Consider the following 18,276-nt stretch of genomic DNA (forward strand, 5'->3'; position numbering starts at 1 on the left):
AATTGAACTTTTTCTATTATTTCCCTAAATTTAATAATCCTTTATAATTCTTTAGAAATTCTTTACCTTTTCTTTCTTCCTAATTAAGCATTCCTTTTTACAATACTATTATTGATGTCATAATAGGAGGATCGCTTATGCAATTCTTAAAAAAATTCGCTATTTTATTATTATCTTTTTTCATTACTGCACTTATCGTTTTATATTTTTACCTTTATGTAAATGGTCCGATTATTCAAGCTAAATCAGCTATTTTAATAAATGCTAATTCGGGTGAAATTGTTTATAAAAAAAATGAAGAAACTCCAGTACAATCAGCTACTTTATCTAAATTAATGACAGAATATATCGTATTGGAGCAACTAAATGATAGAAAGATACAGTTAGATGACTTCGTACAAATAAGTAACGAAGTTTTCCGAGTAGAGACAAGCCCTATACAAGTAACATCGAATGATAAAACAACGGTTCGTGATTTACTTCATGCATTGCTACTGGCAGGGAATAATCGTTCTGCACTCGCTCTAGCAGAACACATTGCTGGAAATGAAGATAACTTTACAATATTAATGAATAAAAAAGCAAAAGAACTACAGTTATTACAACCATCTCCATTTCTAAACTCTACTGGAATTAATCATGATACAAATAAACAATCAACTACAACAGCAATAGACGCAGCTAAACTAGCTGCACGATTAGTAAAAGATTTTCCAGATGTATTGAATATTACGAAACTAACCTCTTACCAATTTACCTTCAAAGATTCCCAGGTTTTCAATACGAATAAAATGATATATTCCCTTAATGAAAACATTAAACTTCAAGGTGTTGATGGCTTACAAACTAGTTTTTCAACTAACGGTAATTATAGTTTTGTCAGTACAGCAAAACTAGGAGATACTAGACTAATTTCAGTAATATTAGATGCAGATGAAGAAAACATTTCATTTATTGAAACAAAAAAGTTGCTACAGTATGGTTTTGATCCTTCCTCGTACTCTGCACTCCAAGCTTTTAAAGACACCCTTACATCTTGGACAATATTGCTTCAGTTTAAAAACTTAATTATACAAACTATAATGATTTTCTTAATCATTACCACCTTAATGTTTTTACATATACGTCAGAAAAAATCCGAGGATTTCAATTAAGAAATCTTCTTATATATAAAAACCGACTTGCGCTTGAGATGCAAGTCGGTTTTTAATTCTATCATCCTCGTCCAATCAAATTTGCTGAAACTGGTTGCAAGTTTAACTCCCTCGCCCATATAGATAGCTGACCAATATGATAAATTTCATATCCCATTACATGTCTTAAAACCTATGTTTTTTGAGACATACATCCATCTCTCTTTCCTTTCGTTGTATTCGTTTATTTAGTTTAAATGGGTTAATCTATTAATTCTATTAAATCCAACAATTGAACTATTACACTTTAAAGTTCTACTCATATACTATAGTAGATTACTAGAAAGGAGGCTTAACTATGGATAGTTGTGTTGTATTTGTAAACGGACAACCTTTTTTAGTTCTTTCAGTAGCTGGTATTGAAATTGCTAGATTAGAGATTTCCCTTCAAGTAGCATTAGCTCTAAGAGTGCTTGGGATACCAATCTGTGATTAATTACCAAATTAATAGAAAAAGCGGGCATTAGCCCTCTTTTTCTATTTTCTTCTCATCTTTTTTTAACAACTAACAAAATTTAAATTTTTATATTGTAATGAAAATCCGAAAAATCAATCCATTTTATTCAATAAAAAAGATCAACACCCATACCTCATTATCCGTTTCTAAAAAATTAGAATTCGATTAATTACAAGAAAATTTAAATATACGAACGTTACATAAAATACTTGTTAGAATATCTGTCCTTCACACTATTTATTTCGCCGACGTTATATAATCAAAGCACCAATGATTAACTTTTTATACGGCTTATTTTAAGTGTGCTAGTATTCTAGGCTAGATGATCATGACTGCAAAAAAACTTCAAGTTCTCGTTTATATAAATCAGATAACGCTTTCACTTTTTGAATCGATTGATAATCTTTAAATTGCGGTTCTCTATCTTCTTATCCTTGAAGAGCACTAATCCAACTATACTCTACATCTACAATATGAAATAATGTTTCTAACATACCCCCAGTTTGCAAAGTAAATCTTCCTCTGAAAGTTGTTCACACCACTTAAACCAATCGTCTCTTACTTGCCAATTATATTGAAATAAAGTGTACACATTTATCTCTCCCTTACTTCAATTATCCACCTAACAGCATCTGTTATATAATGTGGCTCATCTTTTTGAATATAATGACCACTTTGTTCTGCAATTATTAGTTTATTTTTGTTTGATAATCTTAATAATTCTTCTTGCAATTGTAACCATTTTATTTGTGCATCTTGCGAATAAAAAGCTTTTTTACCAGCAGCTAACACGACGAGTGGAATATCTCTCGTCGACTGACAATATTTATCTGCTTCACCCAGACTAAACATAAACTCTTCATAAGAACTTTCATGTACAAATTGTTTATAGTAAGCTTCTTGAAATTCTGGAGACATGATTGGCAAAAATGCTTCTTTATAATTTTCTGGTGTCGAATCAACCAAAACTATTCCCAACATATCTTCAGGATAAAAATCAGTAAATAAACGTGCATTTATACCACCAAAAGAATGTCCTACAAAAATATAAGGTGGCTTCAGTTGTAAAAGATTTAAGCATGTTCTCAAATCTTTTACCATTTCAGAACTAATACGTTTCTTGGAACTCTTCCCGCTTTTGCCTAATCCAGCCCGATCGTATGTAAGTACCGTACCATATTCCGTCAGTTCTTCAGCAGTTTGATTCCATGCCTTCGAATAATCACCATAGCCTGATTCCAATATAATAACAGGCTGCTGCTTCTTTCCTTGGAATATTTTCGTATACATTTTAAAATCAGCAACTTGTATATATTCCTCTATACATTTAACCATTGACAATCACTTCTCTTCGGCCAAGTTCCTCTACAGCGTGATTAATTATTTCACTTACAGATAAAGAACCATCCAATATGATATCTGAATTCGGCTTAACAGTATGAATTGCCTCTAAATAAGCTTTTCTCGCATATGTCATGTAATGTTCCAAATCATTATGTATTTCATCTATTGTACCTTCCTTAAAATCTCGCAAAATCCTTCTAGCCATCGCAATATCTAAAGGCGTATCAATAAATATAGTTACATCAATGAATTTTCGCATCTCACTATTTAAGTATGCAAAAGGATAATCTACAATAATATAGTCTAAGGTATTATTTTGTATAAGTTGCTCAATATCATGAATTAATGGTGTTAATACCCACTCGTTGTAATTCGCCCCATCATCAATCCATTTACAAATATCAGCAGGAGAGTTATCAAATGTATAACTATCAAAATATAGAGCTTTTGAGTTTTTAAACTTATGCTTTAATCTTTCTGTAATTGTAGTTTTACCTCCCCCCGAAACAGCTGCAATTGAAATTATTTTTGTTTTATTATCCACTATACCCATCAAGCCCCTTTGTTAACATAATATAATTATAAATTACTATCGTTGCTACTTCTTCCATTCATATTCTAACATACTCATTTCCCATAAATTCCAATACGTTTCTCCTACTCTTTTTGACTCTCTTAATAAGCCTTCTTTTACAAACCCTATTTTTTCGTAACATGAAATGGCCGATGTATTAAAATCATACACACCAAGAGTTACTCTATGTAGTTTTAATTCGTCAAAAGCAATATGAAGTACTGCTTTCATCATATGTTTTCCTATAGAACGTCCTCTCATCTTCGTATTACCAACTAATACTTTTCCAATTCTAGCGGACTTATTAATATTATCTATTTGCCCAAGCGAAATATGACCAATAACGTCTGAAGTCTCTTCATCTACCACTTTGAAAGCGAGTGTATTTGCACTTTCTATATACTTCTCTAATTGCTGTTCGTCTAAAGGGAATGTGAATGCATTTCCTGACCATTGTATTAGAAATTCTTCAGAATTAATCCAAATTATTAATTGTTTAAAATCAGATTTTTTAAAGGTTTTTAGTTTAATCACTTCCATGCTCCTTTCGTACATCATACTTTATAACCTCAAACTTATTTCTATATAAAGAATATATTCTCCTTTTATATGAAATTAAAATAAAGCCATTCATGTGAATGGCTTTACAAAAAAGCAGCATAATTATGCTTTGTTTGCTACATCAATACCATTAAAATCAAAGTCAGCAGTAACCGTTGTAACAGGTGGGAAAATTGCTTCAATTTTACAAATGGAAATAATTACTCCAACCGATCCAGGAATAGCCGCAAGCCTAACTACATCACAACTTACAGACGAAACAGTACCTACATAAGTACGTCCCTCTGTATTAATTTGAACTGTTCGATTAATTAATTTCTTAAGTTCATCTCTAATTCCTTGTACACAAGAATTATCACATTTCTCATGCTGTTCTTTTTTACACTCTTCGAATACTTCCCAACAATCATCTTGTTTACATGTACACTTCTTTTTACAATTATTAAATCGAGAACCCAATACCTCACCCCCTAATCCTTTCTATTAGTAAAGTATGTCCACTAGCTTAAAAGGGTACGAGGCAAACACATAAAAAGAAAAAAACAAACAATTGTACCAAACCTTCTTTTCATTATTCATTATAAAAACAGACTTCTCCTAATTAAAATCTTGTTTAATGAGCGGCCGTGAATTTAGTCCTACTCCATTTAATGTTTAGACACCACTTTCTAAAACAAATCTTTTTCTTTTAATAAGATGCCCCTTAAAAACACACTAGATTTTCCCATTAACTCACATATACATAGACTTTATTTGTGGATTTCCCATTTTTCATTGTGAAATATACATTTAAAAAGCGTACTCGAAAATAAGATATTATATGTAATCAGAACGCTTTCTTCAACAAATGTTTATTGGAAAACACCATAACTAGTAGTAGTTCTCTCCACTATCTCTTAAAAATTAGCATAGTTTGTATGAACTCTATATCGAGTAGAAAACACTCTATCATATAAAGATAAAATAGTAGGTTAATAAACAAGCCATTTTTTTATTAAAACATAGAATAATATGAACACTATTGAAAGGAGGTAGAAATGAATGTCTTGGAAAAATGATTGCTGGAGTTCTCAGAAAAAGCATTGTTGTGATGATTGGTGGAAATCTAAAGAAAAGCATCATTGTGATGATGATTGGAGTTCTCAGAAAAAGCATTGTAATGATGATTGGTGGAAATCTAAAGAAAAGTGTCATTGTGATGACGATTGGAGTTCTCAGGAAAAACATTGTAATGATGATTGGTGGAAATCTAAAGAAAAGTGTCATCGTGATGATGATTGGAGTTCTAAACGAAATAAGTGTCGTTGTAAATGTTTCTTTATTTGTTGCCATTGTAAAAGAAAAAATTGGTAATATTTTTAATGTCAACGTAAAGAAAAAAATATGTCTTTTGGAATCAATCGGGCTTTTCCGGAAAGTTGATCCCTCACCTACTTCCTTGCTTTCGCTGAATTTTTAGGTGGGGGCATTACTGCTCGGCAAATAGCGAGATAAATACTAGGATGTAATATATAAAAAGCTGACTTAGTATAGTCAGCTTTTTATCAATGAATACGTAAAGGTTTAAACCGGCATATAAGCAGTCGCGCTTTGTCATCACCTTGTTGTTGTAAATTAGTATTTCTCCATTGAATAGACATTCCATAATATCGTATTTTGATTAAAACTAAAAAACATACTTAACACCAATAGTAGAATTTTTCTTCTTCATCAAATTCACTTCTTTTCTTTTTATTAACATAAAAAAAGGAGCTCTATTTATATAGAGCCCCTTTCTAATTTTATAATTTACTAGACTGTAACCCCTGGATAAACGGTACTACTTCAGGATTTACAAGCGATGATAAATCACCTAATTCTTTACCTAAGTAAGCTGCTTTAATAACACGGCGCATTACTTTAGAATTACGTGTTTTCGGTAAATCTTCTACAACGTGGATATCTTTAGGACACAACGCTTTTCCAATATGTGAGTTTACTAAACTCATTAATTCTTTCTTTAAATCTTCTGTAAATATTACCCCTTCTCGTAATACAGCAAAGCAATGACAAACTTCACCTTTCACTTCGTCAGGTACACCAATTGCAGCAGCTTCGATTACATCGTTATGTTTCACAAGAATAGATTCATATTCAGCAGGTCCAATACGTTTACCTGCAATATTTAACGTATCGTCTGAACGCCCTGTGATGATATATTGTTCACCATCGTAAATGACCCAGTCACCGTGGACCCATTTATTGTCAAAACGCGACCAATATGTGTTCACGTAACGTTCATCATCTTCCCAGAAGCTTTTCGTCATACCTACCCAAGGTTTCTCTAAGCATAATTCTCCGACTTCATCTCGAATTGGTTTACCTTGATCATCCAGTACGACAGCTGCCATTCCTGGTAAAGATGCGTTAAAACTAATCGGTGCGATTGGCTTAATAAGAACATTACCGAAAATCCCACCAGAGATTTCAGTTCCACCTGAGTAGTTACAGATTGGAACATTTCCTTTTCCAACTGTTTTAAACAGCCACATCCATGGATCAGGATTCCAAGGTTCTCCTGTTGATGCGAATACTTCCAAACTCTTTAAAGAATGTTTATTGACATACTCATCACCTTTTGCCATTAATGCTCGGATTAACGTTGGCGAAATACCTAGATGAGTAATTTCATATTTATCAACTGTCTCCCATAACCGGTCTGCTTCTGGGAAGTCTGGAACACCTTCGTACATAACCATCGTTGCTCCATTAATGAGTGAACCGAATAATAAAAATGGCCCCATCATCCAACCCATATCAGTTACCCATAATACACGATCACCTTGTTTAATATTCATTCCAAATCCTGCATCAAAAGCTGCTTTCAAAGGAAATCCTGCATGCGTGTGTACTGTTCCCTTCGGCTTACCAGTCGTTCCTGATGTATAAATGAGCATTAATGGATCATCACTTTGCATTTCCTCGGCATGTATGAATGGTTTTTCTTTTTCTAGCGTACTCCACGAAAAGTCATAGTTATGTGGTGTAAAATCATTTCCTGCATGACGAACGATAACAACTTTTTCAACAGTTGGGCAATGTTCACAAGCTTTATCTACTTCATCTTTTAAAGAAACAATTTTACCCCGGCGTGAAAATCCATCTGCAGTAATAATCATTTTTGAACCCGCCGCTTGCACACGTGTCATAACTGCATCAGACGCAAAGCCTGAGAATATTGGTGAAATAATTGCTCCAATTTTCATTACAGCTAGCATCGCAACAACTGTTTCTGGAATCATCGGCATATAAATTGTTACACGGTCACCTTTTTCAATACCCGCGTGTTTCAAACCATTGGCAACACGGCTTACCCAGTTATCAAGCTCTTCATATGTAAATGATTTTGAAGTTTCATTTTCTCCTTCGTACTGAAGTGCTGGCTGTATTCTTGTCTCTTCATCCGCAAGCCAGCGGGATAAAGCTGATTCTACAACGTTACATGTTCCGCCATTATACCACTGTGCAAACGGTGTACCATTTTCTAAATCTAACACTTCTGTATAAGGTTTCATCCATTGATAGCCAACTGCTTTTTCTGCCTCTCCCCAAAGCCAAGCTGTTTCCTCAATAGATTTATTATAAAAAGTTTCATAGTCTTCATATCCCAATGATTTCATCCAACTATATAAACGTGTTTTTTCCTTGTACTCTTCTGTTGGAAACCAAACTGCTTGTTTCAATGTTTTCCCCTCCTTAACTTTTTGAGCAAGAAAGCCCTAAATAGGGCTTTTAAACTGGATATACAGGATGTTTACGATCCGTGAATACTTGATATTTACTCATATACATTTCGAAACGTCCTTTTAACTCTTCACGTAAATTGTTTGGATGAACAATACCATCAATCACCATCTCTGATGCTAAGTGGTATATATCAATATCTTTCTTATACTCTTCACGTTTTTCAGCAATAAAGCTAGCACGCTCTTCTTCTGGTAAAGCTGCAATTTTATTTGCATATACAGCATTGACCGCAGCTTCTGGACCCATTACCGCAATAGAGGCTGTCGGTAATGCCAGGCAGCAATCTGGTTCAAATGCTGGACCTGCCATCGCATATAAACCAGCACCATATGCTTTACGAACAACGATAGAAATCTTCGGTACAGTCGCTTCACTCATTGCAGAAATCATTTTTGCACCGTGGCGAATAATACCAGCACGCTCTACTTTTGTACCGATCATAAATCCTGGTACATCCGCAAGGAATAATAATGGAATATGATATGCGTCGCATAAATTAATAAACTTAGCAGCTTTATCAGCTGAATCATGGAATAATACGCCGCCCTTCATACGCGGCTGATTTGCAATAATACCAACTGGCTTACCATCAATACGTGCTAAGCCTGTAATTAGCTCTTGAGCAAATAATTTTTTTACTTCATAGAATGAACCTTCATCAATAACTCTATTAATGAGATCTTTCATATTGAAAGGAGCATTTTGATTTTCTGGAATGATTTGTTCTAACGTTTTATCGAATTGTTTCGGTTCTTGAGGTGTAACCAATGGAGTCTTTTCTAAGTAGTTATTTGGAAAATATGAAATGTATTGTCTTGCTTGTGTAATCGCATCTTCTTCTGTCTTACATAAAACATCTCCGCATCCTGATACAGAGCAATGCATACGAGCTCCGCCCATCTCTTCTAAAGTTACCTTCTCACCGATAACCATCTCAGCCATACGAGGAGATCCTAAATACATAGATGCATTTCCTTCTACCATCATTACAACGTCGCAAAAGGCTGGAATATAGGCACCACCAGCTGCAGAAGGTCCAAATAATAAGCATACTTGAGGAACTTTACCTGATAATTTCACTTGATTATAGAAGATTCTTCCTGCACCACGGCGCCCTGGGAACATTTCTACTTGATCTGTAATACGTGCTCCAGCAGAGTCGACTAAATAAAATAACGGAACACGTAGTTTTTCAGCTGTTTCTTGAATACGTAAAATCTTTTCAACTGTGCGTGATCCCCACGATCCAGCTTTTACAGTAGAATCATTGGCCATTACACATGCAGTACGACCATGTATTTTACCCGTTGCCGTTACAACGCCGTCCGCAGGTAAGCCTGTTTGTTCACAGTTAGCAAATAATGCATCTTCTACATATTCGCCATTATCAAATAGAAGCGCTAAACGATCTCGAACAAATAATTTTCCTTTTGCTTTATTTTGTTCATGATATTTTGGTGCGCCGCCTTGTTTAATCGTTTCAACTCGTTCTTCAAATGTATTTGATTGTTGTTTTTGATCTAACATATTTACTCCCCCTTATACGTTGGTGTGCGTTTTTCCTTGAATGCTTGTAATCCTTCTAATCTATCTTTCGTATGGATTACACCTTCATACGCTTGTTTTTCCATTTGTAATCCGGTATGTAAATCAACTTGAATACCGTTTGAAATCGCTTCTTTTGCTAATCGAACAGCAATAGGTCCATTACTAGCAACTTTCTCTGCTATTTCAATCGCTTTCTCTTCAAGTAAATTAGCTGGTACAACAAATTCTACTAAACCATATTCTTTTGCTTCTTGCGCTGAAATACGTCTACCTGTATAAATTAATTCTTTCGCTCTACCAACTCCAATTAATCTCGGTAAGCGCTGTGTACCACCTGCTCCTGGTATAATTGCAAGTGTCGTTTCAGTAAGACCAAGACTTGCACATTCAGCAGCAATTCTAAAATCACAAGCTAAACTTAATTCCGTACCACCACCAAGTGCGATTCCATTTATTGCAGCAATAACTGGCTGTGGTAATTGTTCAACCATCTCCATAGTAGTGCGAATCATACTAACAGCATGGCGAACTTGTTCTTCATTCATATCGGCACGCTCTTTTAAATCTGCACCAGCACAAAATGCTTTTTCACCAGCACCAGTCAAAATAACTACACGCGCTTTTGAATCTTCACTTATTTGAGTTAATATAGTTTGTAATTCATCTAATAATGCTAAAGATAATGAGTTTGCTTGTCTTGCACGATTTAACGAAATCTTTACTACGTGAGGTGTTACGTAATCAACGGAAATGTTTTGTAATTGTAGCATCTACTCACCTACTTATCGTTTTATGTTGAAGCGCTCTATACACATGACTTGGTAATTGGATATTTAGCTTACTTTGAATAAATTGACTAGCTCGCAATAACTTTTCTTCGTCTATATTCGTTTGAACTCCTAATTTATGGAGCATATGTACTAGGTCATCAGTAGCAACATTACCTGATGCTCCTGGTGCATAAGGGCAGCCCCCGAGTCCACCACAAGAACTATCAAACGTTGTAATACCGTATTCTAATGATTTAACTACATTCGCTAGAGCCATTCCATACGTATTATGAAAATGCATTGCAAACTGCGAAGCATCATACTTCTTTAATAGATGTTCTAATACTTGTTCTACTTGTAATGGATTCGCTACACCGATTGTATCCCCAAGAGAAACTTCATAAATGCCGTATGAAAATAGTTGATTACATAATTCGTCAACTGCTGCGTGACTTATATCCCCTTCATAAGGACATCCAAATACAGTAGAAACATAGCCTCTTACCTTTTTCCCTTCGAATAATGCCTGTTTTGTTATATCTTCAATTACAACTAATGCTTCTTTAATCGATTTATTAATATTACTTTTATTATGAGATTCACTTGCTGATAAAAAAACATTCACCTCATCTACATTTTGCAAAAAAGCTCGTTCCAAACCATTTTGATTCGGAACAAGCGCAGCATATGTAACATTTGGATCCCTTTTCAGCTCAGAAAATACATCATTTGCATCTGCTAATGCAGGGACCCATTTTGGGTGAACGAATGAGGAAACTTCAACATACGACAATCCTGCTTCTGTAAGTAGTTGAATCCATTTTACTTTATCTTTTGTGCCAACAATCTTTTTTTCATTTTGTAAGCCATCACGTGGCCCGACTTCTTTAATGACAGCAAAATTAGGTAGTTTCAATTCGCTTCCCCCTATATCTCCCTATTCAATTTCTAATAATACATCTCCTTCATTTACAAAATCGCCTTCTTGCACATTAATTTTCATAACTGTGCCAGCTTCTTCTGAAATGATTGGAATTTCCATTTTCATAGATTCCAAAATGACGACATCCTGCTCTTCCTCTACTGTATCTCCTACTCCTACAACAATCTTCCAAACGTTTCCTGCCATCGATGCGTATACTTTCGTCATCATTTTTTCCCCCTTAATATTGTTAAATCTTATTTTTTAACGAGTTGTTTCGTTACAAAACCCGTTGTATAAATACCCTCTTTGAACACTTCGTCTTCCAAAACTTGCAGTAGCATTGGCGTGTTCGTTTTAATACCTTCTACTTTTAATTCTTCTAGAGCATCATGTAATTTCGAAATTGCTTCTTCACGAGTCTCTCCATGTGCAATGACTTTCGCAATCATTGGATCATAGAAAGGTGTAATCGTTACATGATTTTCTAAGAAGTGATCAATCCGTACATTTGACGGTAATGTTAAATCTGTAATTTTCCCAGGTGATGGGAAGAATGTTTTCGGATCCTCTGCATAAATACGAGCTTCAATGGCATGACCACTACATTTTACATCATCCTGAGTAAATGATAGTTTCTCTCCACTTGCGATAAGGAGTTGCTGTTCTACAAGGTCTAATCCCGTAATTTCTTCTGTCACTGGATGCTCTACTTGTAATCTCGTATTCATCTCTAAGAAATAGAAGTTCTTCTGATCATCTACAAGAAACTCAACTGTACCTGCATTTGTATAGCCAAGTGCTTTGGCAGCTTGTACAGCAACTTCTCCCATCGCCTTTCGTGTACCTTCATCTAAAAATGGTGAAGGTGCTTCTTCGATTACTTTTTGATTTCGGCGCTGTACCGAACATTCACGCTCCCATAAATACACTGTGTTACCATGTGTATCTGCTAAAAGCTGAATTTCAATATGATGCGCATCTGCTATATATCGCTCTAAATACATTTCTCCGTTACCAAAGAAGTTTTGCGCTCTTGTTTTATTACTTTCAAACGCTTTGCTGAGCGTTTGCTCAGTTTCCATCAACTGCATACCAATGCCTCCGCCGCCTGCGGATGCCTTAAGCATTAAGGGATAACCAATTTGTTTTGCAATTTCAATTGCTTCTTCAGCAGTTTCAATATTTGTAGTAATACCTGGGACTACTGGGACATCTGCTGCTTGCATTGCGATACGTGATTCGATTTTACTTCCCATCTTCGTAATGATTTCTTCTGAAGGACCGATAAATACGATTCCTTCTTCTTTGCAACGAACCGGAAAAGACGGATTCTCTGATAATAAACCATAACCCGGATGAATCGCTTCTGCATTTGTCTTCTTAGCTATTTCAATAATTTTTTCAAGGTTTAAATAACTTTCTTGAACACGCGGTCCACCTACTAAGTAAGCTTCATTTGCCATCTTCACATGAAGGGCATTTTCATCTGCTTCAGAATAAATAGCAACAGTGCGTATGCCAAGTTTTTGACAAGTTTTCATAATACGAACAGCAATTTCCCCGCGATTCGCAATTAATATTTTTTGAAACATAGTGATTCCTCCCTTTTATCTACATCCTAAATGTCTAGCAATTACGAGACGTTGAATTTCAGAAGTTCCTTCACCAATTTCTAATAGTTTCGCATCACGAATATGTCGTTCAACTTCATATTCACGCATATAACCATATCCACCATGAATCTGTACTGCTTGATTCGCAATACGGCTTGCTGCTTCCGATGCAAATAGTTTTGCCATTGCCGCTTCTTTGCCGAAAGGTTTATCGTTATCTTTTAACCAAGCTGCTTTATGTACTAAATTGCGTGCTAGCTCTACTTCAGTCGCCATATCAGCTAATTTAAATTGAATCGCTTGGAAATTAGAGATTGACTTTCCAAATTGTTGACGTTCTTTCGCATATTGTAATGCACGTTCAAAGGCTGATTGCGCAATACCAACTGCCAATGCAGCGATTGAAATACGCCCTCCATCAAGTGTATATAAAAATTGTTTAAAGCCTTTATTTACATCACCAAGAATATTTTCTTTCGGTACACGAACACCATCAAGTACGATTTCACAAGTATTAGAAGCGCGAACACCCATCTTATCGTAAGGACTTGAAATCGTTAATCCTTCACTCGTAGTAGGCACGATAAATGCAGAAATACGTTTTCTACCATTCTCTTCAATACCGTTGACAGCGGTTACAATAATTGTATTTGCATACTCTGCGTTTGTAATCCAACACTTCTCACCACTGATTACATACTCATCACCATCTAATACCGCTTTCGTTTGAGTACCACCTGCATCTGATCCAGCATTCGGCTCCGTTAATCCGAAGGCACCTAATGTTTTACCTGACGCCATTGGAACTAAATACTTTTGTTTTTGTTCTTCTGTACCGAAATAATAAATTGGAGAAGCACCTAATGAAATTGTTGCAGCATAGCTTAAACCGGTGCCACCACAAGCGCGACCAATTTCTTCAACTGCTAACGCATACGATACTGTATCGCCACCTGAACCTCCATACTCTTCTGGGAATGGGATGCCTAATAATCCTAGTTCGCCCATTTTTTGAAATGTTTCATATGGAAACTCTGCAGTTTTGTCATAATATACAGCTTTCGGTGCGATTTCCTTTTCAGCAAAGTCACGTACCATTTCTTTAATCATTTGTTTTTCGCGAGTTAGAGTAAATTCCATTCCGCTACACACCCCTTATCGAATATTGAGTTTCGACAGCGTGCGAGTTTCTACTACAAACATAACAACTTAAAAGACAAGAATATTAGTTAGACAATTGCTATAATTCTGTCATAACTTAATTTTAAAACAGATTCTGTACTAATGCACAAAAAAATTCCTACATTGTTCTACAACAACATAGGAGGTTTTGTGTCGAATTATGTAATTTATTGTTTAATAATCTCTACCTTTTCCGGAATCAGAAATTTCTACTAATGCTTCAGGGTATGGTTCGAAATATGTTTGTCTTAATAAATACTTTTCATCAAATCGAATAGCCCATGATTTTAATATTGTAAGTAAACTACTAAGTGGTATTTTCTTTTCTGCATACTTTTGTAACAGTTCTATAAAATGATCTTTTTCTTGTTTTTTTAACTTTGTTTTAAAATATCCAAAAATGTGCTCGCATACATTTACATTCGATGTATAACGGGGCGCACGCATAAATAATTCATATAAAGTCTTCTCATAGTTTTCAAATACCACTTCAATCTTTTCATTTTTTTGATTTGCAATTATACGACCTAATTCCTTTTGTTTCACCTGATTATATGCCATAAATAAATATTTATTGTCCGACTGAAACGATACAAGTTCTTTCATATTTTTATTGTGTTTAATCATTTTGTAATATGCGATTGTAAATAACCTTGTAAAGAAATGCTCTCTAATAATAAAATTCGACAATCTACCTTCCTCTTCAATAGGAAGATGCGAAAATTTTTTTACTACTGCTCCGCCAAATAAGCCCGATCCTTTTCCCTTTGCTGGCGCTTTTTCAAAACCAGAATAAATTTTCACATCACGCGTACCACAACTTGGTGAACGATTCTTTAAAATAAAACCATCCACATCCGGTATCGTTTGTAAAAAGTCATTTGAAAACTGCTCCATTTTTTCAGTTACATCTTCTCGTGTCGACGGTTGCACAAGTCTATTCTCACCATTTTCTTCTACAATTCGTATCGTTTCACGAGGAGTCCCCAATCCAATCTCGACTTCTGGACAAACAGGTATAAATGTAACAAATGGCTGCAAATTTCGTATTGTTACATCTGGAATCATCTCTCCATTATAACGACAAGCATCAAATTCTAAACATTTACTTACGACGATTGTTGGTTTTGCAAATTGTCGCATCTCATTACCTCCTTAGTGCTAGCCCGTATAATATAAATTGTACTAAGATTAACATTTTAAGCAAAGTTTGATTCATTTATTTTTATGAGAAATATATATCCAATGATATATTAACAATCATTCAACTCTATTTTCTATAAATGTGCGCCTTATTAATGAGGGTTTAGATATTGTGAAATGAATAATACACACATGCTTCGGAGAAATTAATGATTAAGAAAGGAGGGATTGTTATGAAAAAGAAATTATCATCTATTTTAAGTGTTTTAGCACTATCTATTATGTTTTTAGGTACATCTGCGCAAGCTGAATACGATGGAAATAATATGAATAGAGTTAATAACACTGATATTTCAACTCGAGTAAATGACAATAACTTAGACAGAGTTAATAATGATGTAAGAACTCGAAATGTTAATACAACAAATGATTTAAATGATAATCGTGATAGAAATAATAATTGGGCTTGGCTTGGTTTATTAGGACTAGCAGGATTATTAGGTCTTAGAAGAAGAGATAAAGAAACACGCTGATTTAGAATGTTTTTAGTAAACAAGTACTTATTTATCAAAAATATATAATGAAAATAAATCGCCTTTTTAAAGGCGATTTATTTTTACTTAAAAGTAATGTATGTAATTCACACTTCAACGATTAAAATCGTGGAGTTAATCCATACAATATAAATTGAATCGTATTTTCAATTTCCGCTTCATCATTCCATTTTTCTTCAGGCAATAATAAAAATCGTGTTAATAATAAACCTAATACAGCTGATAAAGTAAGACGTAGTACGGAAGATGGTGGTATCTCAATAATTTCCCCTTCTTCTTGAAATTTCACAATCAACTTTTTGAAATGTGAAAACAGTTCTGTTTCTACTAATTGCTGTATTTCATTTTTCAGTTCTGGTTGGAATGGCACCTCTTGAATTAATATTTTTATCATAGGAAAGTGTTTTTGAGCAAATTTAAACCTATTATGAATTACAACCCTTAAAAGTCCTTCGTATGATTCATACTCCGATTTAAATATTTCTTTTGCAAAGGTTTGTACGAAAAATGGTGCAGCGAACTTAGTTAATGTTGGCATTACGACCGCTAGTAATAAATCTTTTTTCGTCTTATAGTAGCGGAAGATTGTTCCTTCCGCTACACCAGCCCGTTTTGCAATTTCACTTGTTGAAGTTGAAGCGTATCCTTTTTCTCCAAACATATCAACAGCCGCCTCTAATATTCGCATTTGACGTTCATTTCTTTTATCCGTATTAGTTGCAGCTATTAATTCCTCCAGCCAATCCTTCTGCATTTATAAAGCTCCTTTTTGTCATTATTATATTTTGCGATGTTTCTTTAAAGCAAATACATTTCCTACTGCAAATAATATTGAAAAAAGTAATAATACAGTAAGATCTAATGCAATCTCTGTAAACCCTTGATTCCGAATCATCACTTGTCTCATTGCGTCAGCGCCGTATGTGAGTGGAAATACTTTCCCTAACATTTGTAGCCACTTGTTCATAGATTCCATTGGAAACAATCCAGAAAAGAAGATTTGTGGCACAATAACAAGCGGTATAAATTGAATCATTTGAAATTCATTATTTGCGTATGCCGATAAAAACGTACCTAATGTTAGTGCAGTTAAAGAGAGCATACATGTAATAAGTAGCGTTAGCCATATAGAGCCAGCTACGTATAAATCTAAAATATAAACGGAAAAACTTACGATAATTATGGATTGTATAAAGGCAAAGATTCCAAAGCCAATAATATAACCTGCGACTATTTCCCATCTTCTTATTGGGGTGGATAATAACCTTTCTAGCGTACCACTTAAACGTTCTCTTACGAAGGATACACCTGATAATATAAATACAAAGAAAAATGTAAAGAAACCAATTAATACAGGACCAAGCCCATCAAACATCGTAAAGTCTTTAGAGCCATGTAAAAAATTTACTTCAGGTTTCATAATCGATACATCATTCTTCTCTGTGCTTTTTTGCAATACTTGAAGTACAGCACGATTTTTTGACGAATCACTACCTTCCAACAGAAGTTTCATTTTTCCATTCTCTATTCGAAGTATTGCATCTACCTTTTGTTTTTCTAACTCAGAAATCGCGTTTTCTTTACTGTATTCATAAATTGACGCTTCTTGATTTTTCATCACTTTTACTATTTGAGCGGGCATATCAACAACAGCAATTTGCGGTATATAGTCTTTTTGTGTAAACACTAGCGATAATAGCCAAAGTAATAACATTGGTGCCCCAAACATCATCGCTAACGAGCGCTTATCTCGAAAAAATTGGCGAATAATACGAATGATTACACCAGTAACTCTCATGATGACACCACCTCTTCCAACAAAAAGACATCTTCAATCCGTCCAGATGACACGCGTTTTTTCAATTCTTCAGTTGTTCCAACCGCAACTAGTTTCCCTTCTCTAATTAATCCTAGACGCTCACAAAATTCAGCTTCATCCATAATGTGCGTCGTTACAATAATCGTTGTGCCTTTCTTTTTAAGATCATAAAATTTTTCCCAAATCGTTTTCCTAAGAAGCGGATCTATCCCCACTGTAGGCTCATCTAAAATTAATATTTCTGGTTCATGGAGGAGTGCTATTGCTAATGATAAGCGTTTTTTCATTCCACCTGAAAATTGTTGTACTTGCTTTTTCATATACTGTGACAATTGTACAAGTTCAAAAACCTCTGCAATTCTTGTCTTTTTACTTTTTCCCTTTAATCCATACATCGTTGCTATAAAATCTGCATTTTCATATGCTGACAATTCTTCATATAATGCATCCGCCTGGGCCATATAACCAATTCGTTTCATTTCATTTAAATTAGGCATATTAGTATTATTAACAAGCACTTCACCTTTCGTTGCCTCATTAATACCTGCAATCATTTTAATGAGCGTTGTTTTCCCCGATCCAGAAGGTCCAACAAAACCAAAAATCTCTGCTTTTTCAACTTGCAATGAAAGATTGTGTAACACTTCTTTTTTTCCAAAACTTTTTGATACAGTCCGTAAAATAATTGAAGGTTGTTGCACGTTTCATCCTCCTTTTCCAATAAAAATGAGTGAGTACTCACTTTTATTTTACTCTTGCTTAATTATATGTCAAACTTCGTTGATTAGTATGTATGTTCAATCACCG

Annotated in this window: 19 protein-coding genes and 2 pseudogenes; 4 read left to right on the forward strand and 17 right to left on the reverse strand. The window is 34.6% G+C overall.

All coding sequences use genetic code 11. The features are described 5' to 3' along the window. Positions 1-137 precede the first annotated feature (137 nt). The gene (locus MRP26_RS16955; protein WP_001160060.1) at positions 138-1,154 is read left to right on the forward strand and encodes a D-alanyl-D-alanine carboxypeptidase family protein; all 1,017 of its coding nucleotides are present in this window, start codon (positions 138-140) and stop codon (positions 1,152-1,154) included. Positions 1,155-1,215: 61 nt separating this feature from the next. Here the strand turns inward: MRP26_RS16955 and MRP26_RS16960 are convergent. Continuing rightward, a pseudogene (locus MRP26_RS16960) lies at positions 1,216-1,302 on the reverse strand (DinB family protein); the annotation flags it as partial. Positions 1,303-1,491: 189 nt separating this feature from the next. On the opposite strand from MRP26_RS16960, the gene MRP26_RS16965 reads away from it, so the two are divergent. Beyond that, on the forward strand, positions 1,492-1,629 hold the full coding sequence (locus MRP26_RS16965) for a DUF3956 domain-containing protein (protein ID WP_000376554.1): 138 nt from the start codon (positions 1,492-1,494) through the stop codon (positions 1,627-1,629). 353 nt (positions 1,630-1,982) lie between these two features. Here the strand turns inward: MRP26_RS16965 and MRP26_RS16970 are convergent. From MRP26_RS16970 to MRP26_RS16990, 5 genes and pseudogenes are all read right to left on the reverse strand, one after another. Further along, a pseudogene (locus MRP26_RS16970) lies at positions 1,983-2,242 on the reverse strand (DinB family protein); the annotation flags it as partial. Between the two features lie 2 nt (positions 2,243-2,244). Continuing rightward, positions 2,245-2,985 (reverse strand): alpha/beta fold hydrolase, encoded by a 741-nt coding sequence (locus tag MRP26_RS16975; RefSeq protein ID WP_000237653.1) that lies wholly within the window; start codon positions 2,983-2,985, stop codon positions 2,245-2,247. Next, entirely contained in the window at positions 2,978-3,547 is a 570-nt protein-coding gene (locus MRP26_RS16980; RefSeq protein WP_242806440.1) for a nucleoside/nucleotide kinase family protein, read from the reverse strand. Before MRP26_RS16980 ends, MRP26_RS16975 begins: the two co-directional genes overlap by 8 nt. A gap of 45 nt (positions 3,548-3,592) precedes the next feature. Beyond that, positions 3,593-4,126 (reverse strand): GNAT family N-acetyltransferase, encoded by a 534-nt coding sequence (locus MRP26_RS16985; protein ID WP_242806442.1) that lies wholly within the window; start codon positions 4,124-4,126, stop codon positions 3,593-3,595. 105 nt (positions 4,127-4,231) lie between these two features. Further along, positions 4,232-4,588, reverse strand: coding sequence for a hypothetical protein (locus tag MRP26_RS16990; protein ID WP_000535577.1), 357 nt, complete (start codon positions 4,586-4,588; stop codon positions 4,232-4,234). Positions 4,589-5,183: 595 nt separating this feature from the next. On the opposite strand from MRP26_RS16990, the gene MRP26_RS16995 reads away from it, so the two are divergent. Then, on the forward strand, positions 5,184-5,588 hold the full coding sequence (locus MRP26_RS16995) for a hypothetical protein (RefSeq protein WP_065483695.1): 405 nt from the start codon (positions 5,184-5,186) through the stop codon (positions 5,586-5,588). A gap of 322 nt (positions 5,589-5,910) precedes the next feature. Here the strand turns inward: MRP26_RS16995 and MRP26_RS17000 are convergent, their stop codons facing one another. The 8 genes from MRP26_RS17000 to MRP26_RS17035 form a co-directional block, all read right to left on the reverse strand. Continuing rightward, a complete protein-coding gene (locus MRP26_RS17000) occupies positions 5,911-7,851 on the reverse strand; it encodes an AMP-binding protein (RefSeq protein ID WP_078400532.1) in 1,941 nt (646 codons plus the stop codon). Between the two features lie 49 nt (positions 7,852-7,900). After that, positions 7,901-9,442: an acyl-CoA carboxylase subunit beta gene (locus tag MRP26_RS17005; protein WP_000886755.1), complete on the reverse strand. Its 1,542-nt coding sequence runs from the start codon at positions 9,440-9,442 to the stop codon at positions 7,901-7,903. 2 nt (positions 9,443-9,444) lie between these two features. Next, positions 9,445-10,233 (reverse strand): enoyl-CoA hydratase, encoded by a 789-nt coding sequence (locus tag MRP26_RS17010; protein ID WP_242806443.1) that lies wholly within the window; start codon positions 10,231-10,233, stop codon positions 9,445-9,447. Positions 10,234-10,237: 4 nt separating this feature from the next. Further along, positions 10,238-11,149: a hydroxymethylglutaryl-CoA lyase gene (mvaB, locus tag MRP26_RS17015; RefSeq protein WP_016081565.1), complete on the reverse strand. Its 912-nt coding sequence runs from the start codon at positions 11,147-11,149 to the stop codon at positions 10,238-10,240. A 21-nt stretch (positions 11,150-11,170) separates the two neighbouring features. Continuing rightward, the gene (locus MRP26_RS17020) at positions 11,171-11,386 is read right to left on the reverse strand and encodes an acetyl-CoA carboxylase biotin carboxyl carrier protein subunit (RefSeq protein WP_001987345.1); all 216 of its coding nucleotides are present in this window, start codon (positions 11,384-11,386) and stop codon (positions 11,171-11,173) included. Positions 11,387-11,412: 26 nt separating this feature from the next. Continuing rightward, positions 11,413-12,750 carry an acetyl-CoA carboxylase biotin carboxylase subunit gene (locus MRP26_RS17025; protein ID WP_242806444.1) on the reverse strand — a complete coding sequence of 446 codons (1,338 nt, stop codon included), beginning with the start codon at positions 12,748-12,750 and terminating at the stop codon, positions 11,413-11,415. Between the two features lie 15 nt (positions 12,751-12,765). Then, a complete protein-coding gene (locus MRP26_RS17030) occupies positions 12,766-13,911 on the reverse strand; it encodes an acyl-CoA dehydrogenase (RefSeq protein ID WP_000397279.1) in 1,146 nt (381 codons plus the stop codon). 216 nt (positions 13,912-14,127) lie between these two features. Then, the gene (locus MRP26_RS17035; RefSeq protein WP_242806445.1) at positions 14,128-15,096 is read right to left on the reverse strand and encodes a YbgA family protein; all 969 of its coding nucleotides are present in this window, start codon (positions 15,094-15,096) and stop codon (positions 14,128-14,130) included. A gap of 233 nt (positions 15,097-15,329) precedes the next feature. On the opposite strand from MRP26_RS17035, the gene MRP26_RS17040 reads away from it, so the two are divergent. Next, positions 15,330-15,629 (forward strand): WGxxGxxG family protein, encoded by a 300-nt coding sequence (locus tag MRP26_RS17040; protein WP_000728151.1) that lies wholly within the window; start codon positions 15,330-15,332, stop codon positions 15,627-15,629. 121 nt (positions 15,630-15,750) lie between these two features. Here MRP26_RS17040 and MRP26_RS17045 read toward each other — a convergent pair whose 3' ends face one another. From MRP26_RS17045 to MRP26_RS17055, 3 genes are read right to left on the reverse strand one after another with little or no spacing between them, the layout of a single operon-like run. Then, positions 15,751-16,404 (reverse strand): TetR/AcrR family transcriptional regulator, encoded by a 654-nt coding sequence (locus tag MRP26_RS17045; protein ID WP_001168191.1) that lies wholly within the window; start codon positions 16,402-16,404, stop codon positions 15,751-15,753. Between the two features lie 24 nt (positions 16,405-16,428). Continuing rightward, positions 16,429-17,448: an ABC transporter permease gene (locus MRP26_RS17050; protein WP_053564454.1), complete on the reverse strand. Its 1,020-nt coding sequence runs from the start codon at positions 17,446-17,448 to the stop codon at positions 16,429-16,431. Next, on the reverse strand, positions 17,445-18,170 hold the full coding sequence (locus tag MRP26_RS17055) for an ABC transporter ATP-binding protein (RefSeq protein ID WP_001187075.1): 726 nt from the start codon (positions 18,168-18,170) through the stop codon (positions 17,445-17,447). Before MRP26_RS17055 ends, MRP26_RS17050 begins: the two co-directional genes overlap by 4 nt. Between the last annotated feature and the right edge of the window lie 106 nt (positions 18,171-18,276).

Origin of the sequence: Bacillus sp. CCB-MMP212, assembly GCF_022748145.1 — a bacterium.
Taxonomy (GTDB): domain Bacteria; phylum Bacillota; class Bacilli; order Bacillales; family Bacillaceae_G; genus Bacillus_A; species Bacillus_A cereus.